Source organism: Gordonia insulae (assembly GCF_003855095.1).
Taxonomy (GTDB): Bacteria; Actinomycetota; Actinomycetes; order Mycobacteriales; family Mycobacteriaceae; genus Gordonia; species Gordonia insulae.
Genome location: NZ_CP033972.1, coordinates 4,786,688 through 4,810,950, shown reverse-complemented (window position 1 = coordinate 4,810,950; position 24,263 = coordinate 4,786,688). Strand labels below are relative to the sequence as shown.

Below are 24,263 nucleotides of genomic sequence, written 5' to 3'. Positions count from 1 at the left end.
ATTCAGCCTGCGCAAAACTCCCGATCGACGACGCCGGTAGCGTGAGGGCATGGCGTTTCCCGACGACGGCGTCTCCCCCGTGGTGTTCGTGCTGTCCCGTCCCCACGGCACAGTGCGCGGTCACGGCCACCGGCGCCGCTTCACCGAGACAGCGGACGCCGCCCACGCCGTCCGGACCGGAGCGGTCGACGCGATCACCGGCGCGATCCCCTTCGACCCGGACGATCGCGCGGCGCTGGTCGCACCCGTCGCACTGACGCACGACTCCGCGCCGCTCGCGGGCGCGCGGCCCCGACGCCACGACGTGACGTCGAGGACCTACCACCCCGACCGCCCGGTCCACCGCGACCGCGTGACCCGCGCCATCAAGGCGATCGCCGACGGCGCCGTCGACAAGGTGGTGCTGGCGCGCGCGGTGGACCTCGCGATCGCACCGGCCGCCGACGTCGAGGATCTGCTCGGCGCACTCGCGCACGGCAACACCGAGCACAACGCCTTCGGCGTGAACGTCGGCGCGGCGACCGGCGACGGCTCGTGGTTGCTCGGCGCCAGCCCGGAGGTGTTGTTACGCAAGGACGGTCGCGTGGTGACCGCGCAACCGTACGCCGGTTCCGCGCCCCGGTCGTCGGATCCGGAGACCGATCGTGCCGCGGCAGCCGCGCTCGCGGCGTCGGGCAAGGACCTCGCCGAGCACGCGTTCGTCGTCGACTACCTGCGCGACCGCCTCGGTCCGATCTGCGCGGATCTGCAAGCACCGTCGACGCCCGAGGTCCGTGCCACCGGCGAGATCTGGCATCTCGCGACACCGATCCGGGCGACCCTGCGCGACGACTCGGTCACCGCGCTGGACCTCGCACTGCTGCTCAGTCCTACGCCCGCCGTCTGTGGCACGCCGAGTGATGTTGCCGCGCAATTCATCCGGGAAGTCGAGGAGCCGCGGGGGCTGTACGGAGGCGCGGTCGGCTGGTGTGATGCCGCGGGCGACGGCGAGTGGATGGTGACCATCCGGTGCCTACAACTCGCCGAGGATCGACATCACCTGCGCACGTGGGCCGGTGGCGGGATCGTCGCGCAGTCCGACCCGCAGGCAGAACTGGACGAGACGACGGCCAAATTACGCACCGTGCTCACGGCGCTGGGGATCGCCGACAGCTGATCGTCAGCCGAGCGCCTGATCCAGGTCCGCGAGCAGGTCGTCGACACCCTCGAGGCCCACCGACAGGCGCACCACCGAGTCGGTGACACCGATCGCGGCCCGACCCTCCGGACCCATCGCGCGGTGGGTGGTCGTGGCCGGATGGGTGATCAACGACTTCGAGTCACCGAGGTTGTTCGAGATGTCCACCACGCGAAGCGCATTGAGCACCTCGAAGGCACGCTTCTTCCCGTCGACGCCGTCGAGGTCACCGATCTCGAAGGTGACGACGGTGCCGCCACCGGACATCTGCGCCGTCGCGAGGTCGTACTGCGGATGCGACTTCAGGAACGGGTACTTCACCCAGCGGACCCGCGAATCGTCCTCCAGGAACTGCGCGATGCGCAGCGCCGACGACACCGAGGCGTCGAGTCGCAGGCGCATCGTCTCGAGGCCCTTGAGCATCGTCCAGGCGTTGAACGGACTCAGCGCCGGACCGGTGTGCCGCATGAGGGTCTGCACCGGACCGTCGATGTAGTCCTTGGCGCCCAGCACCGCACCGCCCATCACCCGACCCTGGCCGTCGATGTGTTTGGTCCCGGAGTAGACGATGACGTCGGCACCCATGTCGAGGCCGCTCTGCAGCAGCGGAGTGGCGAAGACGTTGTCCAGCACCACCTTTGCACCCGCGGCGTGTGCCATCTCGGTGACCTTGGCGACATCCACCAGGGTCTGCATCGGATTCGACGGTGTCTCGAAGAACACCGCTGTCGTCGGCGTCGACAGTGCCGATTCCCACTGGTCGAGGTCCTCACCGTCGACGAACACCGTCTCGATGCCCCACCGGGGCAGGATCTCGTTGCAGACCACGAAGCAGGAGCCGAACAGGCTGCGTGCGGCCACCAACCGGTCGCCGGTCTTCAGCAGCGCACCCAGGGCGACGAACACCGCGGCCATGCCGCTGGCGGTGGCGAAGCACGCCTCGGCACCCTCGAGTTGCCGGAGCCGCTCCTGGAACATCGCCACGGTGGGGTTGCCGTAACGGGAGTAGACGAATCGCTCGTCCTCACCGGTGAAGGCCCGCTCGGCTGCCTCGGCCGAGTCGTACACGTAGCCGCTGGTCAGATACAGCGCCTCGGAGGTCTCGAAGAACCCGGACCGGTCCAGCCCGGCGCGCACCGCCAACGTGTCCGGCGAAACCCCTTCGGGCAGTTGCCTGCTCACGACTGCCGCCACGGGAGGTTCAGGGCACGCCACCCGGTGGCGCCACGGTGGTCGTTCTCGTCGAGCCCGCCCTCGAAACCGTCGAGCACGTTGTAGGCCGCCGACACGCCGTCAGCGGTGGCCGCCTGGGCCGCGCCGATGGATCGATGTCCCGAGCGGCAGATGAAGATGACCTCGTTGTCGTCGGACACGCCGGCCGCCCGCAACTGGTCCACGAACGAACTGTTCGGCACCCCGTCGGGGAAAGTGGTCCACTCGATGAAGACGGTCTGCTTGCCGATCACCTCGAGATCCGGCACGCCGACGAAGGCCCACTCGGCCCGGGTGCGACAGTCGACCAGCACGGCCTTCGGATCGTTCTCCAGCTTCTCCCACGCCTCCTGCGGCGTGATGTCTCCCGAATAGCTCACGACGTGCACACCTTCCAGTCCCCGTCTTCTCGCACCACGACCATCTCGGTCACCTGGTTCTGGTCGGACTTCTCATCGAAATGCCAATGTACCTGCGCGGTCGCCCGGTCTCCGTCCACGGTCACGCCGGAGATCTCCGGGATCACGATGTGGCCGTTCTCGTCGAACGAGCGCCGGTTGTCCCCGAGGAACGTCGATTCACTCGGGAACGTCGTCGACGACAGATCGGCGGCACACGTCGCGTCCCGGAACTTGGCGTAGTCGAGGTCGTTGCGCGCGGTGTAGGCGTTGTTGATCGCATGTTGAACATGCGCCTCGGTGCTCATCCGATCGTCGGCCGGCCGCACCAGATACGAGATGCCGATACCGACAGCCGCGACGACCACCACGCCCAGCGCCACCAGAAACGGCAGGGCGTTCCGCCACGACGGGGCGGCGGGCGGCTCGTCCACGGGCGTGCCGTCGCCGCGATCCCCGGGGTCCGGTTGATCGCGGTCAGATGCGCCCTGTGCCATGCCGCGAAGTCTATCGACCACCGACGAGGGGGTGATTCCGGGCGTCATCGGGGGCGGGCGGCGTGGTTACGGTGGGGTCATCCGGTCAACGTCGACGTGAGGCATCGATGCACACATCTCCAGTACGACTCCCCCGTCCGATCCGTCTGGGTGCCGTGGCCGTGACCGCGGCCGCCGCCCTGGCCGTCGGAGGCTGCACCCCGCCCGACGAGAACTCGGCGACCTCGGCATCGGCGCCGGCGCCGGAAGCGGGCGCGCTGCCGGTCACCATCGACCACCGATACGGGACGACCACCGTCGAATCGGCCCCGAAACGCGTTGCCGCGATGGGTGTCGGAGACGCCGACACCCTGTTGGCGCTCGGCATCACCCCGACGACCATCGCCCCGTTCGCCGATCCCACCCAGCGGTCGGCACCGTGGAACGCCGACCTACTGGGCGACGCCGAGCCGGTCATCCTGCCGCAGACCGCCGCCCAGTTCGGTGACCAGATCGCCAAGGCCCTCGCCACCGACCCCGACCTGGTGACCGCGGTCGGCGCGGCCGCCACGCAGCAGCAGTACGACGTGCTCAGCAAGGCTGCGCCGACCATCGTCGGCCCCAAGGAGTACCCGAACTGGCAGATCCCGTGGGACGTGCAGACCACCGAGATCGGCCGGTCCGTGGGTCTCCCCCGAGCGGCCGAGGCCAAGATCGGCGAGACCAACGACTTCCTCGCCGGCGTCCGCGCGAAGCACCCCGAGTTCGCCGGGAAGACCGGTGTGGTGATCTCCGCGCTGCCCACCGGCGCGGTCTCGGTGTTCAGCGCACAGGACGGTCGCGGTCAGGCGCTCGCCGACTACGGCCTGACGTTCCCGGAGTCGTTGAAGCCGGCCATCACCAACGGTTTCTACGGCGAGATCTCCGCGGAGAACCTGAACATGCTCAACGACGTCGACGTCGTCGTCGCGGTCGATTGGGAGGGCGCCAACGAGCGACTCAAGAAGGATCCGACCTGGACCAAGCTGCCCGTCGTGACCGAGGGCCGGACCGTCTACCTCGACCAGCAGGTCGGCAGTGCGATGTCGGTGCCCACTGTGCTGACGATTCCGTGGGTCGCCGATCAGGCGGTCGGGCCGATCGCGCAGGCCGCGAGCAAATCCTGACCACCCGCCGGTGTGAGTGAGGTAAACCTCACAAGAGATTTTGGTCGTGGGCGATCAGCGCCTACCGTAGAAGGGATAGGCGCCGCAACAGCGGCCACCATGACCGACTCTTCGCGGAGTCCTACAGAGCCACGGAAAGCACCTATTCCATGAGTGACAACAGTCGCCCGTTGCGGGTTGCCATCGTCGGAGCGGGTCCCGCAGGGATCTACGCCGCAGACGCGTTGATGAAGTCCGACACCGCGAAGGACCGTGGTGTCAGCATCGACCTCTACGAGCGCATGCCGGCACCGTTCGGTCTGATCCGCTACGGCGTCGCCCCCGACCACCCGCGGATCAAGGGCATCATCACCGCGCTGCACAAGGTGCTCGACAAGCCGCAGATCCGCCTGCTCGGCAACGTCGACTACGGCACCGACATCACGCTCGAGGAACTCCAGGACCTCTACGACGCGGTGGTGTTCTCCACCGGCGCCACCGATGATCGGGTCCTCGACATCCCCGGCGTCGACCTCGAGGGCAGCTACGGTGCCGCGCAGTTCGTCGCCTGGTACGACGGCCATCCCGACTTCCCGCGCACCTGGCCGCTCGAGGCAGAGAAGGTCGCCGTCATCGGTGTCGGCAACGTCGCCCTCGACGTCGCGCGTGTGCTCGCCAAGACCGGCGACGAGCTGCTGCCGACCGAGATCCCGGCCAACGTCTACGAGGGTCTGAAGAGCAACAAGGCCGTCGAGGTGCACGTCTTCGGGCGTCGTGGGCCGGCACAGGCCAAGTTCACCCCGCTCGAGCTCAAGGAACTCGACCACTCGCCGAACATCGAGGTCGTGGTCGCGCCCGAGGACATCGAGTACGACGAGGGTTCGGCCGTCGCGCGTCGCGGCAGCAAGATCACCGACCAGGTCGCGACGATCATCGAGAACTACGCGATCCGCGACCCCAAGCAGGGCGCGATCCACAAGCTGTTCCTGCACTTCTTCGAGAGCCCGGTGGAGATCCTCGGCGAGGACGGCACGGTCGTCGGACTGCGCACCGAGCGCACCCAGCTCGACGGCACCGGCAACGTCAAGCCGACCGGCAAGTACACCGACTGGGACCTGGGCGCCGTCTACCGCGCCGTCGGCTACCTGTCCGACAACCTGCCGAAGATCCCGTTCGACCAGCAGGCCGGCGTGATCCCGAACGAGGCCGGCCGAGTCTTCGACGAGGGCAAGCACCTCACCGGCATCTACACCACCGGTTGGGTCAAGCGCGGCCCGGTCGGGCTCATCGGCCACACCAAGGGTGACGCGAACGAGACCGTCGACTGCATCCTCGAGGACATGACCAACGAGGCGCTGCTCTCGCCGGGCCGGCCCTCCGAGGACGCCGTCATCGAGCTGCTCGAGAGCAAGGGCATTCCCTTCACCACCTGGGACGGCTGGTACCGCCTCGACGAGCACGAGCGCGCCCTGGGCGCCGCCGAGGGTCGCGAGCGCGTGAAGGTCGTCGAGCGTGAGGACATGATCGCGGCGTCGGAGCCCGACAAGGTCTCGCGCCCCACGGCCTGAGGCCCGAGCCCGACCGACAGACAGACAGACAGCAAAACGGCGACCGGTGATCCGGTCGCCGTTTTGTCGGTAGAGGGCGCGCGAGGCGAGACGTCGTCTCGCGTCGCGCAGTCCTCTCTGGGTCAGTTCCCCGCGGTGTTGTTCGCGGCGGGAGGATTCTCCTGGTTGCGCCAGTTCTGCCAATACCCGAAGTTGTTCGTCAGGTTCTCGGCCTCGTCACCGAAGGTCCAGCCCGAGATGGTCGCCGGGAAGCAACCGAACCAGCGGGTCTCGATGGGGCGCACCCACCGATTGGCCTTGTTGTCCCACTTGGACATCGTGGCACCCGGCTTGAGTTCCTTGACCCGGACCGATGCGCCGTTGATCTCGTTGAGGATCACGTTGTGCATCGTCGAACCGCCGATGTTCTTCACGGTCATCCAGCGGTACATGTACCAGGCCTTGTTCCAGGGCTGACCCCACTGGCCGAAGTGGCATTCGATGCCACCGGTGATCTGCAGGTCGCCCGGCGTCGCGGCCTGCGCGGGCGCGGTCCCGGCGAGTGTGCCGGCAGCAATTCCGACGGTCGCCAGGACTGCGGCCCCCGCACGCTTGAGTGATGTCTTCATCAACCTCTCCTCCGTTGTCGGCGTGACTGTGTGACTGGTGGGACTATCGGCTCGCACCAAGCGCATCGTTACGCACCACTCAGCTCCCTCACAGGCTCGTATCTCTTTCGTTATGCAAACGACATGCGCGCGGTCGGCGGCCGCAGGCCTCCCATCGACCGTTGGTAAGGTAACCCTTTGTGCGTCGTATGACCGGAATAGTGCTGCTCGTCGCGGTACTCGTGGTCGCCTTGTTCGCCTCGATCGCGATCGGAACCCGCGCCCTGGGCGTCGGGGAGGTTCTCGATGCCCTGCAGGCCGGCGGATGGCCGCATCTGCGGTTCACCGACTTCCACGGGGTCCCGTGGGTCGTACTCGAATCGCCCGCGGCACCCCCGGGCGCCGGTGACACGTACGGCATCGTCTGGGATCTGCGGTTCCCGCGTACGGTGCTCGGCCTGGCGGTGGGCCTGGCGATCGGGGCGGCCGGGGCGCTGGCCCAGGGTCACACGCGCAACCCACTTGCCGACCCCGGCATGCTCGGTGTGAACGCCGGAGCCGCGTGTGCGGTGGTGTTGGGCGTCTACGTCCTCGGCATCCAGAGCCCGATCGCCTACATGGCCTTCGGTCTCATCGGCGCGTTGATCGCGGCCAGCGCCGTGTTCGGCCTGTCCGCCCTGTCGGGGGCCAGCCCGTTGACGCTGATCCTCGCCGGCACCGGACTGTCCGCGCTGCTGCTCGCCATCACGTCCGGGATCGTGTTGTCCGACAGCGTCACCCTCGACGCATGGCGCTTCTGGAACGTCGGCGCCACCACGGGCCGTGGCCTCGACGTCTTCTCGGCGAGCCTGCCGTTCATCGTCCTCGGACTCGTCCTCGCGCTGGGCAGCGGCTACTTCCTCAACGTGCTCAGCCTCGGCGACGACATGTCGAAGGCGCTCGGCTCGCGGGTCGTCCTGATCCGCTGTGTCGGCATCCTCACCATCACCCTGCTCGTCGGCGCCGCCACGGCGGCCTGCGGGCCGATCGTGTTCCTAGGCCTCGTGGTCCCGCACATCGCACGCGCGTTCACCGGCCCCGACTATCGGTGGATAGTCCCCTACTCCGCGCTCCTCGGGGCGGTTCTCGTCCTCGTCTGCGACGTGCTCGGCCGCGTGATCGCCCGTCCCGGCGAGGTCCAGGTCGGTGTGGTCCTGGCACTGGTCGGAGCACCGTTCCTGATCGCCCTTGTCCGCAAACGTAAGCTGGCCAGCGTATGACCGTCGACATCCGTCCCGAACCGATGATCCCCGACCCCGGGGAACCCGCACCGCGACGAGGTCGTCACCGGCGGGTGATCCGTGTCGGTCCGTCGTCGTGGGTCGTCCGGCCGAGAATGCTCGCGGTGGTCGCGGTCGGCGTCGGCGTCACGCTGCTGTTCTTCCTGCTCAGTGTCGGTATCAGCGACTACCCGATGAGTCCGGTCGATGTCGCCCGTGTGCTGCTCGGAGGCGGCACCCGCATCGAGAACGTGGTGGTCTTCGACGTCTCGTTGCCCCGCGCCCTGGTGTCACTGCTGGTCGGTTTCGGATTCGGCATGGCCGGCGCGCTGACCCAGATGCTCGCGCGCAATCCACTGGCCACCCCGGACATCCTCGGCATCACCGCGGGCGCGAGCGCCGCCGCGGTCGCCGCGATCGCCTTCTCGACGTCATGGGGAGCGTGGCTGGCCGGTGCGGGTATCCCGTTCGCAGCCCTGATCGGTGGCTTCGTCACCGCCATCGTGATGTATCTGCTCGCGTGGCCGGGCCGCTCCTCGAACATCGGCATCGACCCCTTCCGGCTGGTCATCATCGGCGTGGGCGTCACCTGGATGCTGCAGGCCGTCACCGCCTACATGCTCACCCGCGCGCAGATCAGCGACGCGGCGCGCGCCCAGACCTGGCTGGTCGGCTCGGTGTCCCAGTCGACGTGGTCCGACGTCTGGCCGTCGCTCATCGCGTTCGCCGTCGGAGTGGTGATGGTCGTCGGACTGTCCCGGCCGATCGGTGTGCTCGGCCTCGGTCCCGACGTCGCGCGCGGCCTCGGTATCAACGCCGGCCGGGTCACCACGGTGGTGCTGATCGGCGCGGTCGTGGTGACCGCCCTCTGTGTGGCGGCGGCCGGCCCGATCTCGTTCGTGGCGCTGCTCGCCCCACAGATCGCCCTGCGGCTCACCGGTTCCCCGCTGCCCACCCCGCTCGCCTCCGGCCTTCTCGGATCGCTCCTGGTGCTCGGCGGCGATCTGCTCTGCCGGACGGTCCTGCCCGGCGGCCTGCCGGTGGGCATCGTCACCGCAGCGATCGGTGGGCCATTCCTCATCTACCTCATGATCGCGATGTCCCGAAAGGCCACGGTATGAACAACTCCGACGCGAGGCTCGACGGCGCGGGCGTCACCGCCGTGGAGGTTGCCGGCGCCCCGGCACCGCCCTCGCGGCTGCGAGCCGAAGGCCTCCGGGTCGGCTATGACGACCGGGTGGTCATCGACGACCTCGACATCACCATCCCCGACGCCGCGATCACCACCATCATCGGCCCCAACGGCTGCGGAAAGTCGACCCTACTGCGCGCACTCTCCCGGCTGTTGCCGCCGCGTGCGGGCACCGTGTACCTCGACGACGAGGACATCAACGGCATGCGGCCGAAGACCGTGGCCCGCACGCTGGGCCTGCTGCCGCAGAATCCTGTTGCGCCCGAAGGACTCACCGTCGGCGAGCTGGTCGCCCGGGGCCGCCACCCGCACCAGCGGTGGTACCAGCAGGCGACCCCCGAGGACGAGGCCGCGGTGGAGTGGGCCCTCGAACAGACGGCCACCGCCGACTTCGCCGACCGCTCGATCGACGCCCTGTCCGGTGGTCAGCGACAGCGGGTGTGGATCGCGCTGACCCTGGCCCAGCAGACCGACCTGTTGTTGCTCGACGAGCCGACCACCTACCTCGACCTCGCGCATTCGGTCGAGATCCTCGACCTCGTGCATGCGCTGCGCACCGAGCACGGCAAGACGGTGGTGATGGTCCTGCACGACCTCAACCTTGCTGCGCGCTACAGTGATTCGCTCTTCGTGATGCGGTCCGGGCAGGTGGTCGCACACGGCACGCCGGCCGAGGTGATCACATCCGAGCTCCTGCTCGATGCGTTCGGTCTGCAGTCACACGTGATGGCCGACCCGATCTTCGGCGCACCGATGATCGTGCCGCTCGGGTCACGGCACCCGGTCCGGCCGGAAGCACGCGCCTGACCCGGTCGTTCAGTTCGGCGTCGGTCGGCCCACGACGTCTACCGCGGTACACCGGAATGTTCCGTGTCCCCATCCTGACGCCACGGGCCGACCCGTCCCAGCGAGTCTTCCGCACACCGACCGCGCCGACAGCCGATTCCGGATATTCTTTGGCACAGTGAAGTCGTCGTGCCGCGCCCTCGGCCGACGTTTCCTCATCTTCGGCCTGAGAGGATCCCCGTGACCCGTCGACCCCCCACAGACGATTTCACCGATGCTCACCTGAAAGTCGGGCCGCCGCACACCTGGGCGGTGGGTTTGCAGGCCATCGAGCACGCTATGGTGCCGGCGATGGGTGAGCTCGATGCCGAACGGACCGCCAAGGTGTCGTTCTCCATCAATCACAAGAAGGGCTTCGACTGCCCCAGCTGTGCCTGGGCGAACCCCGACAAGAGCAAACCGCTCGAGTTCTGTGAGAACGGCATGAAGTCGGTGGTCTGGGAGTCGACGCCGGTCACCATCCCGACCGAATTCTGGTCACAGCACTCGCTGTCCGAGCTCGCGACCAAGTCCGAGTACTGGCTCGGGCTGCAAGGTCGCATCGTCGAACCGATGTACAAGAGTGCCGATTCCGACCACTACCGGCCGATCGGCTGGGACGAGGCGCTCGACCTCGTCGCCGACAAGCTCCGTGGTCTCGCCACACCCGACGAGGCCGTGTTCTACACCAGTGGCCGGATCACCAACGAGCCCGCGTTCCTGTTCCAACTGTTCGCCCGCGCATTCGGGACGAACAACCTGCCGGACTGCTCGAACATGTGTCACGAGGCCACCGGCGCGGGAATGACCCCGGCCATCGGCCTCGGCAAGTCGACGGTCCACTACGACGACTTCGCCCATGCCGACCTCGTGATGGTGATGGGCCAGAATCCCGGCACCAATCACCCACGCATGCTGAATGCACTGCAGGACACCAAGGTCAACGGTGGACAGATGGTCGGTGTGAACGTCCTCCCGGAGGCTTCGCTGATGCGGTACAAGAATCCGCAGAAGCCGATCGGGATCATCGGCGACGGCCTGAAGCTGTCGGATCAGTTCGTCCACATCAAGATCGGTGGGGACATGCACCTCATCCAGGCCATCGCCAAGCGGGTGCTGCTCGCCGAGGAGGTCGACCCGACGAACGTCCTCGACTGGGATTTCATCAACGCGCACTGCGAGAACTTCGAGGCTTATCGCGAGCACATCCTGGCCCTCGACGACGACGAGGTACTCGCCGCCACAGGGCTCGATGCCGCCGAGATCGAGGAACTCGCCGAGCGCTACCTGAACTCCGACGCGACCATCATCACGTGGGCGCTCGGTATCACCCAGCACCGCAAGGCGGTCGGCACGATCGCCGAGATCATGAATCTCCTGATGCTCAAGGGCAACATCGGCAAACCCGGGGCCGGCGCGTCACCGATTCGCGGACACTCCAACGTGCAGGGCGATCGGACGATGGGCATCTGGGAGCAGATGCCCGACCCGTTCCTCGACGCATTGGGAGCCGAGTTCGGGTTCGAGCCGCCCCGGGCGCACGGACTGGACACCGTCAACGCGATGAATGCCATCGATCGTGGCGAGATCCGGGTCCTGTTCTCGATGGCGGGCAACCTGATCGCGGCCATCTCCGATTCCAACCGTGCCGACTCGGGCATCGGTTCGGTCGACCTGACGGTGTCGGTGACCACGAAACTCAACCGATCCCATGCGGTCACCGGAAAGGAATCGCTACTCCTGCCGGTCATCGGCCGGACGGAGTACGACGAGCAGGCCACCGGGCGACAGATCACCACCGTCGAGGACACGGTGTGCTTCGTGAACCAGAGCGGTGGCGAATTGCCACCGGTCGCGCCGGGGCTGCTGTCCGACGTCTCGATCCTCTGCCGACTCGGGGAACGAGTGTTGGGGGACATGCAGATTCCGTGGCGCCGGTTCGAGGCGGATTACGACACCATCCGCGACGCCATCGAGCATGTCATCCCCGGCTTCGACGACTTCAACGAGCGCATCCACCGCGACCACGGCTTCATGCTGCCGCACCCGCCCCGCGACTCGCGCACCTTTCCCACACCGAGCGGCAAGGCGCAGTTCACCATCCATCACCCGGAACACGTGACATGCCCACCCGGCCGCCTGATGCTGCAGACACTCCGGGCACACGACCAGCACAACACCACCATGTACGGGCTGGACGACCGCTATCGAGGGATCTCGAACGGACGGTTCGTCGTGTTCCTCCATCCCGAGGACATCGCCGAGCTCGGTCTCGAGGACGGGGCCACCGTCGACATCTTCAGTGAGTGGCCCGGCGAACCCGACCGTGCTCTGCGCGGCTACCGGGTCGTCTCGTATCCGACCAAGAAGGGTTGCGCAGCACTGTATTTTCCCGAAGGCAATGCGCTCATACCCCGCGCGTCGGTGGCCGACGGCTGCAACACCCCGACGTCCAAGCAGGTCATCGTGCGGATCGAGCCCGGCGAGCAGCCGGTCGCCACCGGGCGTCCGGTCACTCGCTGACGTCTGCATGCCGGACGTGAGCCGGCACCAGTGAAGAGTCGAACAGCGGGAATCATGCTGTCACATCCCATCCCGGCGTCCGTACGGCACGGTCACGCTCTGGCGGTGCCTTCCGGATTGCCGGGCCCGGGTGGCATGTCCACCAACATCTGCTCGCGCAACGAGTCGTAGATGGGTGGCGAACCCGCCAGGTGCGCAACGAGTACCGCGCATGCGGTGGCGACGGCCATCGGGATGGTCACACTCGTGGTCGCGACCATCTCCACGACGAGCACCACTCCGGTGATGGGTGCGCGCACGCTCGCGCCGAACAGTGCGGACATACCCACGATCACCATGGCGATCCGCAGTGAAGGCTGATCGTCCGGGAGAAGCAGATCCGCGAGCGCGGCAAACAAGACGCCCCAGAGTGCGCCGACGGCCAGCATCGGCGCGAAGAGTCCGCCAGGAGTTCCGGCAGCATACGACAACGGTCCGGCGAGAAAACGGACCACGAGCAGACCTGCGACAACGGGGAGGACCATGCTGCCGCCGTCGAAGATCTGCTGGGACAACGTGTCCCCGCCCCCAGCGGTCAACGGGTCGATCGCGAGGAGTGCACCGATGATGCCGCCGATCACGGTTGCCTTGGCAATGGGCGGGACGTGCCCGAAGTGGCGCACGAGGGCGATCGCGCCAAGGATCACCCGGTTGTAGGCGACACCGAGGACGCCGGTCACGAGACCGAACACCACGAACACCGGCAAGACGACGATCGACGGCGTCTCGACCTCGGCCACCATGAAATCGGACCGGTCTCCGAGCACGAGGCGCGAGCAGGCCACGGCCACAGACACCGCGAGCAGCGTCGGGATGACCAGGCGGAGTCGAAAGCTCTTGGCCACCTCTTCGAAGGCAAACAGCGCGCCACCGATCGGTGCGTTGAAGGCCACCCCGAGGCCGGCGCCGCTGAGCGATGTCTGCATGAGCCGGATGTCGTTGACGCCCAGGCGTGCTCGTCTGCCTGCCTCGGCACCGATGGCCGCACCCATGTGTACGGTCGGACCCTCACGACCGAGGATCAGCCCGGAGCCGATCGCGATCAACCCGCCGATGAACTTTGCCAGCACCACCCGCAGCGGAGGAGGATCGGCTTCGCCGCGGTCAACGGCCTCGACATGCTGAATCCCGCTCCCCGCCGCCAGCGGGACGACCCGGACGACGATCGCGCCGATCGTCGCGCCCACGGCGGTGACGGCAATCGGTATGAGCCACCCCGGCCCCGGGAGATCTGCTGACCACTGCAGCACGTCGACCCGCCATTGATCGAGATGCCGTAGACACCAACGGAACACCCCACCGACGAATCCGATGGCGATCCCGGCCGCGACGGCGAGTACGCACAGCAGCACCATGCCACGGGATGGAGATGCCGGAGATGTGGCATCCTCCGCCGACCGTTCGACCACGCGTCCCTCCTCTGCCGATGCGGGTTCGCCAGTGAGCCGGCGACCGACGACGCCTGCGGTGAGAAAGTGCTGCCGGCGATGGCGTTCCAGGCGGGGTCACCAGATCCCTGCTCCCACAAGCCAGATCGCCGTCCCCAGCAACGCGGCGAACAACTCGATCCCCATGGTGATCACCGCCGCCTTCGACGCGGACACCGCTCCCCGCCAGGCCGCGCGCAGGTTGCGGGTGCGGACGAGTTCGGCGAGCAGCGCCCCGAGGACGAAGCCGATGAACAGACCGATCACCGGGATCACGAAGAACCCGAAGATGCCGAGCACGCCACCGACCGCGATGGTGATGTTCGGGATGCCGTCGGACTTCAGTGACCTGCCCGCGACGAGATATTTGATGACCTCGCCGAGCACGATGACCAGCGCGGCGGCCGCGAAGATCCCCCACGCCCACCCGCCGACGATGGCCGCCCACACGCCGATCGCGGCCATGACCAGCAATCCACCGGGCAGGATCGGGAAGACGATGCCCAGCAATCCGACGAGGATGACCGCTCCGACGAGCAGTTCCCCTCCCAGGGACACGGGCTAGTCGACCGAGGCGCGCGACGGGTTGCCGGACGGACGCGGCGGCGGTGGCGGACCTGCAGGCCGGCCGGCCGCAGGCGGTACCGGCCGAGGCGGCGGTGGCCCACCCGGGCGCTGCGGGACACCGCGAGGCGGCATCGGCCCACGCGGCGGCATCGGCCCCGGCCGTGCACCCGGCGGTGGTCCGGCCGGTGCACCCCGCGGTGCTGCTGCCGGACGCGGAGGTGGCGGCTGCGCCGGCCGGGTCGCGGTCGGGGGGACGGCCGGTGCGGCGGCCGGCGGCGGTGCGGCCCGCTCGAACGGGCGTCCCGCCACCGGCGTCACGAGGGACGCCGCCTGCACCGCGCGTTGACGGGCGGTGGCGATGTCGTCGGCGGTCGCCGTGATCACACCCATCCGGCGACGATGGTGACTGACCGGCTTGCCGAACAGCCGGATGTCGGTCTCCGGGACGGCGAGCGCGCGGGCAACGTTCTCGAAGGCGATCGCCGGCTCGTCAAGCTGGCCGTAGATCACCGCGGACGCTCCCGGCGATGCCAGCGTGACGTCGACGGGCAGACCGAGAATCGCGCGCGCATGCATCTCGAACTCGGAGAGCCGTTGGGTGGCCAGGGTGACCAGCCCGGTGTCATGCGGTCGCGGACTGACCTCGGAGAAGTAGACGTCGTCACCCTTGACGAACAGCTCGACACCGAAAATGCCTCGGCCACCCAGTTTTCCGTCACCCATGGCGGTGGCGACACGTGCGGCGATCGAGGTCGCCGCACCCAGCGCATCAGTGCTCATCTCGTGGGGCTGCCAGCTCTCCACGTAGTCACCGGCGACCTGCTGGTGACCGATCGGCGCACAGAAATGCGACGCCAACCGGCCCGTCGCCGGGTCGATCGCGCGGACCGTCAGCAACGTGATCTCGTAGTCGAACTCGATGAATCCCTCGACGATCACGCGCTCGCCCGCGACCCGCGCGCCCGTCGTCGCGGTGTCCCAGGCGATGCCGATGTCGGCGGGTGCGCGGACCACGGTCTGGCCCTTGCCCGACGAGGACATGACCGGCTTGACCACACACGGGAAGCCGATCTCCTGGACGGAGACCTCGAGTTCCTCCAACGACGAGGCGAAGAGATAAGGGGACGTCGGGAGGCCGAGTTCCTCGTCGGCGAGACGGCGGATGCCCTCACGATTCATCGTCGCGACGACCGCGCGTGCGGTGGGGACGACCTCGGCCAGCCCACGTCGCTCCACCTCGACGAGAGCGTCGGTGGCGATCGCCTCGATCTCCGGCACCACGTAATGCGGCCGATACCGGTCGATCAGGGCGAGCAGCGCGTCGCCGTCGGTCATGTCGACGACCTCGGCGTGGTGGGCGACCTGGTGACCGGGCGCGTCGGCGTAACGGTCCACCGCGATCACCTCGACACCGAGACGCTGGAAGGCGATGATCACCTCTTTGCCCAGTTCGCCGGCACCGAGCATCATCACCCGGGTCGCGGACGGACTCAACGGCGTGCCGATCGCCGCGGGTGGCCCCACGGCGGGTGCGGCCACCGGGGTGTCGGGTTCGTCCCGCACCGGTGCGGCCTCCCCGCCGGCCGGCACCGACGCCTCGGGAGCGCTGTGACTGTCTGACGTCATGCCCAAATCCTACGTGCAGTTCAGCGCACGACAGCGTGCAGATCGCGTTCCTCGACGAGGATCACCCGGGGCCGCGGGCGATACCGCGCTCAGCCCATCGCCTCGTGCAGAAAGCACCAACGCCACACCTCACCGGGTTCGGCCGACCGCATCACCGGGTGGCCGCTCTCCTCGAAATGGGCGGTGGCATGCCGCCGCGGACTGGAATCACAACAACCGACGTGACCGCAGTCCAGGCAGATGCGCAGGTGAGCCCAATGATGTTCGCCGAGCTGCGTGCACTCCTCGCAGGCGCCGATGTCGCCCATGCGCGGGCCGGGATCGGCGTTGATGTCGATGCCGTAGGTGCCGAGTTCCGGGCATCGCGCCGACGTCCCGGTGGACGTCCCGCTGCTCGACGAACCACCCCCCGCGCTGTCGGATCGGTCGTCGGAACCCCGTCGGAAGATGCGCATGCCGACCATTATCCCGGTTCCGCGCACAACACGGACCGCGCCGACGTCCTCGACGGGATAGGTTTCTCCGGTGAGCGCATCGCTGTTGCTGGTGGCGGTGGTCGCCGTCATCGTCGCCGCCCTGTGCCGCCGATACGGGTTGTCGGCACCGCTGATCCTCGTCCTGGTCGGTCTGGGTATCGGCTGGATTCCGGGCACCCCGGAGGTGGAGCTCGACCCGGAGATCGTACTGTTCCTGATCCTGCCGCCGCTGCTGTACTCGGCGGCCCAGGACAGCTCGTACCAGGCCATCCGCGCCAACCGCCGGGCGATCGGGCTGCTGGCCATCGGGTTGCCGCTGTTCTCCACGATCGTCGTCGGTCTGGTCGCCTACTGGACCGTGCCGAATCTGCCGCTGGCGGCCGCACTCGTGCTCGGCGCGGTGGTCGCCCCGCCGGACGCGGTCTCGGCTCAGGCGATCGGGCGGCGCGTGGGGTTGCCGCGACGGCTGATGACGTTGCTCGGCGGCGAGAGCCTCCTCAACGACGCAACCGCCCTGACCGCGTTCCGCGTGGCGTTGGCGGCGGCGGTCGGCGCGACCGCGTCGCTGTGGGAGGGCGTGTCGACCTTCTTCATCGCCGCCGTCGGCGGCCTCGTCATCGGCTTGGCCGTGGGCTACGCCGTCTCGTGGCTCCGGTTGTGGCTCACCGACCCGCCGATGGAGACCGCGATCGGCATCATCGTGCCGTTCGGGACGTACTTCGTCGCCGAGGAGGCCCACACGTCCGGCGTCATCGCGGTGGTCGTCGCCGGGCTGTTCCTGGGTCAGCGGTCCGTACGCCTGGGCTATGCCACCCGATTGCAGGACGACGCGGTCCGCAAGTCGATCGACGCGATCCTGGAATCGTTCGTGTTCCTGCTCATCGGCCTGCAGTTGCCGTTCCTGATCCGCGGCCTCGCCGGCGAATCCTGGATACAGGTGGCCATCGATGCCACGGTGGTTCTGTTGGCCACCATCGTCGTCCGGTTCATCTGGGTCTACCCGGCGACGTACCTGCCACGCGTGTTCTCGTCGAAGATCCGTGAACGCGAACCGCAACCACCGCCGCGCGCGGTGTTCGTCGTGGGGTGGGCGGGCATGCGCGGGGTGGTGTCGCTGGCGGCCGCCTTCGCGATACCGATGACCACCGATTCCGGCGGCACGTTTCCGGCGCGCGCAGAGATCCTGTTCCTCACCTTCGTGGTGGTGGTCGGCACCCTACTCATCCAGGGAACCTCGCTCGGCTGGGTGATCCGACGGCTCGGGGTGGCCGCCGACGACGCCGAACAGGACCGACTCGCGTTCGCCGGGGCCCAGGACCGCGCCTCCCGGGAATCAGAGCGACGGCTCGACGAGATGGCGGCCGAACTCGCCGACGACGACCCGAACCGGCACCAGGTCATGATGCTGCGCAAGTGGGTGACCACCCAGCGCAACGTCGCGTGGGAGGAACTCGGGCGCGGACCGGAGGACATCGGCGAGAGCCCCACCGCCGCCGGCAACCGAATGCGCCTCGAGCTGTTGCGGATTCAGCGGTCGGTGTTCATCAACGAGCGCGACGAGGGCCACATCGACGACGAGGTGCTGCGCACCGCCCTGCGGCGCCTCGACTTCGCGGAGGGACAGATGGATCGCGAGGACCTCTGATCCCGGTGCGCCGACCGGGAAACGGAGCGCCCGGACTCAGCGATCGGAGAGTTCACTGACGAGCGCCGCGAACACGACCGTCTCCTCGGTGCGCCCGCGTAAGGTGGTGGCCTCCTGCCGTTCCCACCGTCGCGCTTCCGAACCCGCTGCCTCGACGGCCCGCTCGGAGGCGAGCGGCCGCGTCGGGTCCCGCTTGGCCAGCTCCGACAACCGGGCGCTCTCGTTGACCGCGTCGCCGATCACCGTGTACTCGAATCGTTCGATGGCGCCGACGTTTCCGGCCACGACCCGTCCGTAGCTCACGCCGATGCCCGCGGACAGATCGGGCACCCGCTCGGCGAGCCCGGCCGCGATCTCGCGTGCCGCGGCCAGCGCCGCACCGGCCGGGTCGTCGAGATCGATCGGCGCGCCGAAGATCGCCAGCACCGCATCGCCCTCGAATTTGTTGACCAGGCCCTGCCGCCGCTCGACGGCGCCGACGATCACCGCGAAGAACCGGTTGAGTATCTCGACCACCTCGGTCGGGGTACGGCCGGCGGCCAGCGTGGTCGAGCCGATCACGTCGACGAACACCACCGCGACGATCCGCTCGGAGCCGCCGAGCTCCGGATCTCGTTGCAGCGCAGCCGCGGCAACGTCGCGCCCGACGTGCCGACCGAACAGGTCCCGGACCCGTTCCCGTTCCCGCAGTCCGGTCACCATGCCGTTGAACCCCACCTGGAGATCACCGAGTTCGGTGCCGTCGTAGACCACGAGGTCGTCGTCGGAGATCTCACCCCGCTGTACCCGTTTCATACCGTTGCGCACACTTCGGATCGGCGCGGTGACGCTCACGCTGATCAGCACGGTCAACAGCAGCCCGGTCGACAGCGCGATCACCGCCAGGACGGTGACCCCGACGAACAGGTCGAGCTTCGAGGTGTCCTCGCGGAAGGCGCCGAAGAACACGACCAACAGGATGCCGACGATGGGGATGGCGGACCCGACGATCCACGAGACGATCGATCGCGATCGGACCCCGCTGCGTTTGCGGCGCCCGTAACCGGCGGTGATGACCTCCGCGGCGACCGGACGCAACGCGAACTCGATGAGCAGATACGACACCGCCACCACGACGAAACCGCTCAACCCGACGACGAAGAACGTCTTGGGGATCAGGTCCGGGTCCAGGACCCCGTACATGATCGTGAACATGACGGTGGCCACTCCCCAGAGCACCCCCTGGATCAGCACCAGCCGCCAGGGCGCGCGCTGCGCGCGGCGCGCGTCCTTGGCGGTCGGCTTCTGATCGCGGATCGCCCAGCGCAGATCGCGGACCACCACGACGGTGCCGAGTGCCGTGCCCACCACGAACGCGACGACCACATACACCGGCACCGCGATGAAGTTGACCCACCACAGATCCGCCTGGAACACCGACGGCTGCGGGATACCCACCGCGGACAAGGCGATCGCCAGGATCGCACCGATCAGGTTGGCGACGACGATGAACACGGTCAGCAGCGTCTGGATGCGGATCCGCTGTCTGGACCCACGCTCCGACGCCGAGCCGAGCAGGATCGATCCGTAGTCCCGGCTGCCCCGCGCCATCGTGCCCCTCGAAGCTGCTACTGCTACACGATTTCGCGACGAACGATGGTCTGCTCGCGGCCGGGCCCCACGCCGACACACGAGATATGAGCCCCGGCAAGGTCTTCCAACCGCAGGATGTAGTTCTGGGCGTTCTTGGGCAGATCCTCGAAGCGCCTGGCCTGCGAGATGTCCTCCCACCAGCCGGGCATCTCCTCGTAGATCGGCTTCGCGTGGTGGAATCCGGTCTGCGTCATGGGCATGTCGTCGACGCGTTCGCCGTCGACCTCGTACGCGACGCAGATCGGCACCGTGTCCAGACTCGACAGCACGTCGAGTTTGGTGAGGAAGTAGTCGGTGATGCCGTTGACGCGGGTCGCGTAGCGCGCGATGACGGCGTCGAACCAGCCGCAGCGCCGGGCACGCCCGGTGGTGACACCGACCTCGCCGCCGGTCTTGGCCAGGTAGGCGCCCCACTCGTCGAACAGCTCGGTCGGGAACGGGCCGGACCCGACGCGGGTGGTGTAGGCCTTCAGGATGCCCAGCACCGTGGTGATCTTGTTGGGCCCGATCCCCGAACCGACCGCGGCGCCGCCGGAGGTCGGATTCGACGACGTCACATACGGATACGTGCCGTGGTCGACGTCGAGCAGAGTGCCCTGCGACCCCTCGAGCAGGACGGTCTCCCCCCGTTCGAGCGCCTGGTTCAGCAGCAGCCGGGTGTCGGCGATGCGGTGCTTGAAGCCCTCGGCCTGCTCGAGGACCTCGTCGACGACCTGCGCCGGGTCGAGCGCGCGTCGGTTGTAGATCTTCACCAGGATCTGGTTCTTGAGTTCCAGTGCGGCCTCGACCTTCTGCGCGAGGATCTTCTCGTCGAGCACGTCGGCCGCACGCACACCCACCCGGGCGATCTTGTCCTGATAGCAGGGACCGATGCCGCGGCCGGTGGTGCCGATCTTCTTGTTGCCCAGAAAACGTTCGGTGACCTTGTCGATGGCCACGTGATACGGCATCAACAGATGAGCGTCCGCCGAGATCATCAGACCCGACGTGTCGACGTCGCGGTCCTCGAGACCGCCGAGTTCGGTGAGCAGGACCCCCGGATCCACCACGACACCGTTGCCGATGACGTTGCGCACGCCCGGCGTCAGGATGCCGGACGGGATCAGATGCAGGGCGAAGGTCTCCCCGTTCGGCAGGACGACGGTGTGACCGGCGTTGTTGCCGCCCTGGTAGCGGACAACCCACTGCAGCTTTCCGCCGAGCAGGTCGGTCGCCTTGCCCTTGCCTTCGTCACCCCACTGGGCGCCGATAAGCACGATCGCGGCCATGGTCGGTTACTCCTTTGAGTTGGCGCGCTGAACAACAGGCCAACCCTACTGGTTCTGACCCCCCGATACGCTATTCGCGTGTCATTTGTGCCGATCAGCGAGTCCCGGGTGGGCAGCGGCAAACAGGCCGTGCGCGCCGCGGTCACCGACCATCTCACCGATCCGGAGGTGTCCCGGGTCGTCGTGGCCCCGACCGGGGCCGACGGCGCCGACGCGTTCCTGTCGCTGGTCATCGCCACGCTCATGCTCGCCGAACGGCTCGACGTCGAGGTCGCCTACACGCCACCGGCCGCCACCCGGGCGACCCGCATCTACCGCCTGCCGCACGGCTCCGCGGCGCAGACCCTCGCCGAGCACGGCAGCGCCCGCGACGTTCCGCTGATCCGCGACGACGCGGCCAGCGTGCTGGTCGGTGTGGCCCGCCATCTCGGCGCCGACGACGAGAAGCTGCACGGCGAGACCTACGTTGACAGCGAGCACCTGTTCACCGGTGAGGTCCGCGGGGTACAGATCGAGCCGCTCCCGCACGCCCCGGGGCTGCGGGCACGGGTCATCCGTCCGATCTGGCCCGGTCGGTGGCACCTCGGGCGGGCCGCGCAGACCGGCGGGACGAACATCGTCGTCGAGCGGGAGGGCACACTCACCCCACGCGTGCTGAAACGGTCCACCTTCTACCGGCATCATGTGGACATGAAGCTGGTGTGCCCATGAGCGCTTTCCCTGCCGCTGCCGGACGCGGCGCGCGGCCGACGACCCGGGAGATCCTGCGCGCGATCCGACCGGGCCCGGTGTTCCTGGGACTGGTCGTCGCCGCCGCTGTCGGCGGCTGGCTGGTCGCGACGTCGGAGCCGGGGCGCAACGCCCAGTCGATCGGCGGCACGCTGCTGTTCGTCCTCGCCGGCTGGGTCATCTCGCTGTGTCTCCACGAGTTCGCACACGCGGTGACCGCATTCCGGTTCGGCGACCGTAACGCCGAATTGCGCGGTTATCTGACCCTCAATCCGTTGCGCTACACGCATCCCGGACTCTCGATCGGGCTGCCGCTGCTGATCATCCTGTTGGGCGGCATCGGTTTTCCGGGCGGCGCCGTCTACGTGGACCAGCGGGGCTTCACGCGTTCGCAGCGCACGATCGTGTCGTTGGCGGGGCCCGCGACCAACGCCGTGCTGGGCGTCGTGCTGCTGATCGCCGTGCAGTCCGGCTTGTCGTCCACGCCGGGCGTCCAGTCGACCGATGGCACGATCTACCTGTCGCCCGACCATCTCAATCTGTGGGCGGCACTGTCGATGTTGGCGTTTCTGCAGATCACCGCGGCGGTGCTGAACATCCTGCCGGTGCCGGGATTCGACGGCTACGGTGCCGTCGAGCCGTATCTGTCCGACAAGACCCGATTCTCGATGCAGAAGATCGCGCCGTACGGTTTCCTGATCGTCTTCGCCCTCTTGTTCATCCCGTTCCTCAACCGGGCCTTCTTCGACGTCATCTACTGGCTGTTCGGGCTCTCCGGCGTGCCGAGCGCGCTCGCGACCTACGGCTGGAATCTGTTCATCTTCTGGCGGTAGGGCGTGCTCGATACAGCCGGGCCACCGAGTCCGGCAGTTCGCCGGGCGTTTCGGTGACCGGCTCCTCGTAGGCGATGTGCATCGGGATGTGTCCGGTCCAGCCGGTGGAATCGTCGGTGGTTCCCGGCCCACCCGACCGAGCCTTGCACAGCCATTGCCCCTCGACGATGGGCAGCGCGAGAATCCGCGTCGCGGACAACTCCTTTCGGGTGTGATCGCGTACCTCGGCGCTCCGGCCGGGTAGCACCGCATCGGAGAACACGTCGAGTGCTCGCGCCGCGTCGGTGACGTCGTCGACGTGCACCAGGGTTCCCCGGACCACCGCCGACCGATAGTTCACCGAGTGGTCGAAGAGCGTCCCGGCGACCACGAGACCGTCGACGACGAAGGCCGTGAACGTCACCGGCGCACCCGCTGCCACCCGGCGCAGGGCACCCGCTCCCGACGACCCGTGGATCAGCAGACGGTCACCGTCACGGGCAGCCAGCATCGGCACCGACCACGGCAGCCCGTCGTCGGTGACCGTGGACAGTACTCCGACGTGCGCCTCGTCGAGGATCTCGTCGAGGAGCGCGCGGTCACCGCCGCGGTCGGGTTTACGGGTCAGGGACAAGAGCTGGTCGTCGGGCATGGTTGCCAGCATGACCGTCGATCCGCGTTCTGTCAGGCGGATTTTCGCGCCGGCCGAGCGGCCGGGGTCACCACTTCAGTTCGTCGTGGCAGCGTTCGCGGACGTCGTGCGGATCGATCTGCACGGTCGCGTGTTCCAGACCGTGCCGGGTGAGGACGGCCTGCGCGGCGGTCAACACCTCGCGGTTGGATCCGTTGCTGCCCAGATGCACCGTGGCGACGTCCATTCCGGTGGTCAGCGTCCACACATGCAGGTCGTGCACGTCGTCGACGGAGGGAATTGCCGCGAGATCCCGGCGCAGCGAATCGACGTCGATGTGCGCGGGCGCCTGCTGATTGAGAATCCTCAGCGCCTCGAGGGCCAGCCGCACGGCGCGCGGGACCACCCAGAGTGCGATGAGCACGGCCACCACGACGTCGGCGTACCCCCACCCGGTGGTCAGTGCGACGACACCGGCGATGAGCACGCCGACACTGCCCACGGCATCGGCGAGGACCTCGAGGTACGCGCCGCGCACCGCGATCGATTCCTGCGCGTCCGCGCGCAGCAGCAGCATCACCGCCAGGTTGACGAGCAACCCGATCATGGCGACGACGATGAGGGTCAGCCCGGGCACCTCCGGGTCGGTGCCGATTCGCTTCACCGCCTCGTAGAGCACGAAGACCGCGACACCGATCAGCAAGACGGCGTTCGCGACGGCGGTGAAGACCTCGGCGCGGTGCCAGCCGAAGCTGCGATCATCGGTCGTCGAGCCGTGTTTGGCCAGCAGGAGCGCCACCAGCCCCATCACCAGCGCGACGACGTCGGTCAGCATGTGCCCGGCGTCGGCGATCAGCGCCAGCGAGTTGACGAGGAGGCCGGTGACCAGCTCGACGACGAAGTACCCGCAGATGATCGCGACGGCAACCGCCATCGGCCAGATCCGGCGATTCGCGACGGATCCGGTCGAGTCCCCATGCGTGTGCGTGTGTGAGTGGCCCATTTGTCGTCAATATATGCACGTTCTCGCATATATGACAAGAGGCGAC

22 protein-coding genes are annotated in these 24,263 nt (G+C 68.0%); 10 read left to right on the top strand and 12 right to left on the bottom strand.

Going from position 1 to position 24,263, the window contains the following annotated elements; genetic code table 11:
• Nucleotides 1-49 precede the first annotated feature (49 nt).
• Entirely contained in the window at nucleotides 50-1,156 is a 1,107-nt protein-coding gene (locus tag D7316_RS21935) for an isochorismate synthase (protein WP_164473837.1), read from the top strand.
• Nucleotides 1,157-1,159: 3 nt separating this feature from the next.
• Here the strand turns inward: D7316_RS21935 and D7316_RS21930 are convergent, their stop codons facing one another.
• From D7316_RS21930 to D7316_RS21920, 3 genes are read right to left on the bottom strand one after another with little or no spacing between them, the layout of a single operon-like run.
• Nucleotides 1,160-2,359, bottom strand: a complete 1,200-nt coding sequence (locus tag D7316_RS21930; protein WP_124710148.1) for an O-succinylhomoserine sulfhydrylase — start codon at nucleotides 2,357-2,359, stop codon at nucleotides 1,160-1,162.
• Complete coding sequence (locus D7316_RS21925) at nucleotides 2,356-2,769, bottom strand: rhodanese-like domain-containing protein (RefSeq protein ID WP_124710147.1); 414 nt, start codon at nucleotides 2,767-2,769, stop codon at nucleotides 2,356-2,358. The genes D7316_RS21930 and D7316_RS21925 overlap by 4 nt, the downstream gene beginning before the upstream one ends.
• A complete protein-coding gene (locus D7316_RS21920; protein WP_124710146.1) occupies nucleotides 2,766-3,284 on the bottom strand; it encodes an Rv0361 family membrane protein in 519 nt (172 codons plus the stop codon). The genes D7316_RS21925 and D7316_RS21920 overlap by 4 nt, the downstream gene beginning before the upstream one ends.
• Before the next feature lie 107 nt (nucleotides 3,285-3,391).
• Here D7316_RS21920 and D7316_RS21915 point away from each other — a divergent pair, with 107 nt between their 5' ends.
• Nucleotides 3,392-4,429, top strand: coding sequence for an ABC transporter substrate-binding protein (locus D7316_RS21915; RefSeq protein ID WP_124710145.1), 1,038 nt, complete (start codon nucleotides 3,392-3,394; stop codon nucleotides 4,427-4,429).
• 149 nt (nucleotides 4,430-4,578) lie between these two features.
• On the top strand, nucleotides 4,579-5,976 hold the full coding sequence (locus D7316_RS21910; RefSeq protein WP_124710144.1) for an FAD-dependent oxidoreductase: 1,398 nt from the start codon (nucleotides 4,579-4,581) through the stop codon (nucleotides 5,974-5,976).
• A gap of 122 nt (nucleotides 5,977-6,098) precedes the next feature.
• Here D7316_RS21910 and D7316_RS21905 read toward each other — a convergent pair whose 3' ends face one another.
• A complete protein-coding gene (locus D7316_RS21905) occupies nucleotides 6,099-6,584 on the bottom strand; it encodes a hypothetical protein (protein ID WP_124710143.1) in 486 nt (161 codons plus the stop codon).
• Nucleotides 6,585-6,772: 188 nt separating this feature from the next.
• Between D7316_RS21905 and D7316_RS21900 the strand changes: the two genes are divergently transcribed.
• The 4 genes from D7316_RS21900 (at nucleotide 6,773) to D7316_RS21885 (ending at nucleotide 12,362) form a co-directional block, all read left to right on the top strand.
• Nucleotides 6,773-7,822: a FecCD family ABC transporter permease gene (locus D7316_RS21900; protein ID WP_124710142.1), complete on the top strand. Its 1,050-nt coding sequence runs from the start codon at nucleotides 6,773-6,775 to the stop codon at nucleotides 7,820-7,822.
• Nucleotides 7,819-8,943 (top strand): FecCD family ABC transporter permease, encoded by a 1,125-nt coding sequence (locus D7316_RS21895; RefSeq protein ID WP_124710141.1) that lies wholly within the window; start codon nucleotides 7,819-7,821, stop codon nucleotides 8,941-8,943. Before D7316_RS21900 ends, D7316_RS21895 begins: the two co-directional genes overlap by 4 nt.
• Nucleotides 8,940-9,821 (top strand): ABC transporter ATP-binding protein, encoded by an 882-nt coding sequence (locus tag D7316_RS21890; protein WP_124710140.1) that lies wholly within the window; start codon nucleotides 8,940-8,942, stop codon nucleotides 9,819-9,821. Before D7316_RS21895 ends, D7316_RS21890 begins: the two co-directional genes overlap by 4 nt.
• A gap of 219 nt (nucleotides 9,822-10,040) precedes the next feature.
• Nucleotides 10,041-12,362, top strand: coding sequence for an FdhF/YdeP family oxidoreductase (locus tag D7316_RS21885; RefSeq protein WP_124710139.1), 2,322 nt, complete (start codon nucleotides 10,041-10,043; stop codon nucleotides 12,360-12,362).
• A 92-nt stretch (nucleotides 12,363-12,454) separates the two neighbouring features.
• On the opposite strand, the gene D7316_RS21880 is transcribed toward D7316_RS21885, so the two are convergent.
• The 4 genes from D7316_RS21880 to D7316_RS21865 form a co-directional block, all read right to left on the bottom strand.
• Nucleotides 12,455-13,756, bottom strand: a complete 1,302-nt coding sequence (locus D7316_RS21880) for a ClC family H(+)/Cl(-) exchange transporter (RefSeq protein WP_164473888.1) — start codon at nucleotides 13,754-13,756, stop codon at nucleotides 12,455-12,457.
• Nucleotides 13,757-13,906: 150 nt separating this feature from the next.
• Entirely contained in the window at nucleotides 13,907-14,386 is a 480-nt protein-coding gene (locus D7316_RS21875; RefSeq protein ID WP_124710138.1) for a DUF456 domain-containing protein, read from the bottom strand.
• Nucleotides 14,387-14,389: 3 nt separating this feature from the next.
• Nucleotides 14,390-16,021, bottom strand: coding sequence for a formate-dependent phosphoribosylglycinamide formyltransferase (purT, locus tag D7316_RS21870; protein ID WP_124710137.1), 1,632 nt, complete (start codon nucleotides 16,019-16,021; stop codon nucleotides 14,390-14,392).
• 89 nt (nucleotides 16,022-16,110) lie between these two features.
• A complete protein-coding gene (locus tag D7316_RS21865) occupies nucleotides 16,111-16,587 on the bottom strand; it encodes a UBP-type zinc finger domain-containing protein (protein WP_408610034.1) in 477 nt (158 codons plus the stop codon).
• Here D7316_RS21865 and D7316_RS21860 point away from each other — a divergent pair.
• Complete coding sequence (locus D7316_RS21860; RefSeq protein ID WP_124710136.1) at nucleotides 16,547-18,142, top strand: Na+/H+ antiporter; 1,596 nt, start codon at nucleotides 16,547-16,549, stop codon at nucleotides 18,140-18,142. The genes D7316_RS21865 and D7316_RS21860 overlap by 41 nt on opposite strands.
• Nucleotides 18,143-18,178: 36 nt before the next feature.
• Here the strand turns inward: D7316_RS21860 and D7316_RS21855 are convergent, their stop codons facing one another.
• Together D7316_RS21855 and D7316_RS21850 are read right to left on the bottom strand one after the other, a co-directional pair.
• Nucleotides 18,179-19,732, bottom strand: a complete 1,554-nt coding sequence (locus D7316_RS21855; protein WP_124710135.1) for an adenylate/guanylate cyclase domain-containing protein — start codon at nucleotides 19,730-19,732, stop codon at nucleotides 18,179-18,181.
• 23 nt (nucleotides 19,733-19,755) lie between these two features.
• Nucleotides 19,756-21,042, bottom strand: a complete 1,287-nt coding sequence (locus tag D7316_RS21850) for an adenylosuccinate synthase (protein WP_124710134.1) — start codon at nucleotides 21,040-21,042, stop codon at nucleotides 19,756-19,758.
• Nucleotides 21,043-21,120: 78 nt separating this feature from the next.
• On the opposite strand from D7316_RS21850, the gene D7316_RS21845 reads away from it, so the two are divergent.
• Nucleotides 21,121-21,753: a hypothetical protein gene (locus D7316_RS21845; RefSeq protein WP_124710133.1), complete on the top strand. Its 633-nt coding sequence runs from the start codon at nucleotides 21,121-21,123 to the stop codon at nucleotides 21,751-21,753.
• On the top strand, nucleotides 21,750-22,604 hold the full coding sequence (locus tag D7316_RS21840; protein WP_124710132.1) for a site-2 protease family protein: 855 nt from the start codon (nucleotides 21,750-21,752) through the stop codon (nucleotides 22,602-22,604). Before D7316_RS21845 ends, D7316_RS21840 begins: the two co-directional genes overlap by 4 nt.
• Here the strand turns inward: D7316_RS21840 and D7316_RS21835 are convergent.
• Nucleotides 22,588-23,247: a pyridoxamine 5'-phosphate oxidase family protein gene (locus D7316_RS21835; RefSeq protein ID WP_124710131.1), complete on the bottom strand. Its 660-nt coding sequence runs from the start codon at nucleotides 23,245-23,247 to the stop codon at nucleotides 22,588-22,590. The genes D7316_RS21840 and D7316_RS21835 overlap by 17 nt on opposite strands.
• A 55-nt stretch (nucleotides 23,248-23,302) precedes the next feature.
• Nucleotides 23,303-24,217 carry a cation diffusion facilitator family transporter gene (locus D7316_RS21830; RefSeq protein WP_124710130.1) on the bottom strand — a complete coding sequence of 305 codons (915 nt, stop codon included), beginning with the start codon at nucleotides 24,215-24,217 and terminating at the stop codon, nucleotides 23,303-23,305.
• Nucleotides 24,218-24,263: the final 46 nt, after the last annotated feature.

Excerpts from the sequence above, each read along its gene's own strand:
- D7316_RS21835 (WP_124710131.1), bottom strand. The coding sequence starts at position 23,247 with ATGCTGGCAACCATGCCCGACGACCAGCTCTTGTCCCTGACCCGTAAA.
- D7316_RS21880 (WP_164473888.1), bottom strand. The coding sequence starts at position 13,756 with ATGGTGCTGCTGTGCGTACTCGCCGTCGCGGCCGGGATCGCCATCGGA.
- D7316_RS21910 (WP_124710144.1), top strand. The coding sequence starts at position 4,579 with ATGAGTGACAACAGTCGCCCGTTGCGGGTTGCCATCGTCGGAGCGGGT.
- D7316_RS21905 (WP_124710143.1), bottom strand. The coding sequence starts at position 6,584 with ATGAAGACATCACTCAAGCGTGCGGGGGCCGCAGTCCTGGCGACCGTC.
- D7316_RS21890 (WP_124710140.1), top strand. The coding sequence starts at position 8,940 with ATGAACAACTCCGACGCGAGGCTCGACGGCGCGGGCGTCACCGCCGTG.
- D7316_RS21920 (WP_124710146.1), bottom strand. The coding sequence starts at position 3,284 with ATGGCACAGGGCGCATCTGACCGCGATCAACCGGACCCCGGGGATCGC.
- D7316_RS21865 (WP_408610034.1), bottom strand. The coding sequence starts at position 16,587 with ATGACGGCGACCACCGCCACCAGCAACAGCGATGCGCTCACCGGAGAA.
- D7316_RS21935 (WP_164473837.1), top strand. The coding sequence starts at position 50 with ATGGCGTTTCCCGACGACGGCGTCTCCCCCGTGGTGTTCGTGCTGTCC.
- D7316_RS21840 (WP_124710132.1), top strand. The coding sequence starts at position 21,750 with ATGAGCGCTTTCCCTGCCGCTGCCGGACGCGGCGCGCGGCCGACGACC.
- D7316_RS21850 (WP_124710134.1), bottom strand. The coding sequence starts at position 21,042 with ATGGCCGCGATCGTGCTTATCGGCGCCCAGTGGGGTGACGAAGGCAAG.
- purT (WP_124710137.1), bottom strand. The coding sequence starts at position 16,021 with ATGACGTCAGACAGTCACAGCGCTCCCGAGGCGTCGGTGCCGGCCGGC.
- D7316_RS21855 (WP_124710135.1), bottom strand. The coding sequence starts at position 19,732 with ATGGCGCGGGGCAGCCGGGACTACGGATCGATCCTGCTCGGCTCGGCG.
- D7316_RS21915 (WP_124710145.1), top strand. The coding sequence starts at position 3,392 with ATGCACACATCTCCAGTACGACTCCCCCGTCCGATCCGTCTGGGTGCC.
- D7316_RS21900 (WP_124710142.1), top strand. The coding sequence starts at position 6,773 with ATGACCGGAATAGTGCTGCTCGTCGCGGTACTCGTGGTCGCCTTGTTC.
- D7316_RS21895 (WP_124710141.1), top strand. The coding sequence starts at position 7,819 with ATGACCGTCGACATCCGTCCCGAACCGATGATCCCCGACCCCGGGGAA.
- D7316_RS21830 (WP_124710130.1), bottom strand. The coding sequence starts at position 24,217 with ATGGGCCACTCACACACGCACACGCATGGGGACTCGACCGGATCCGTC.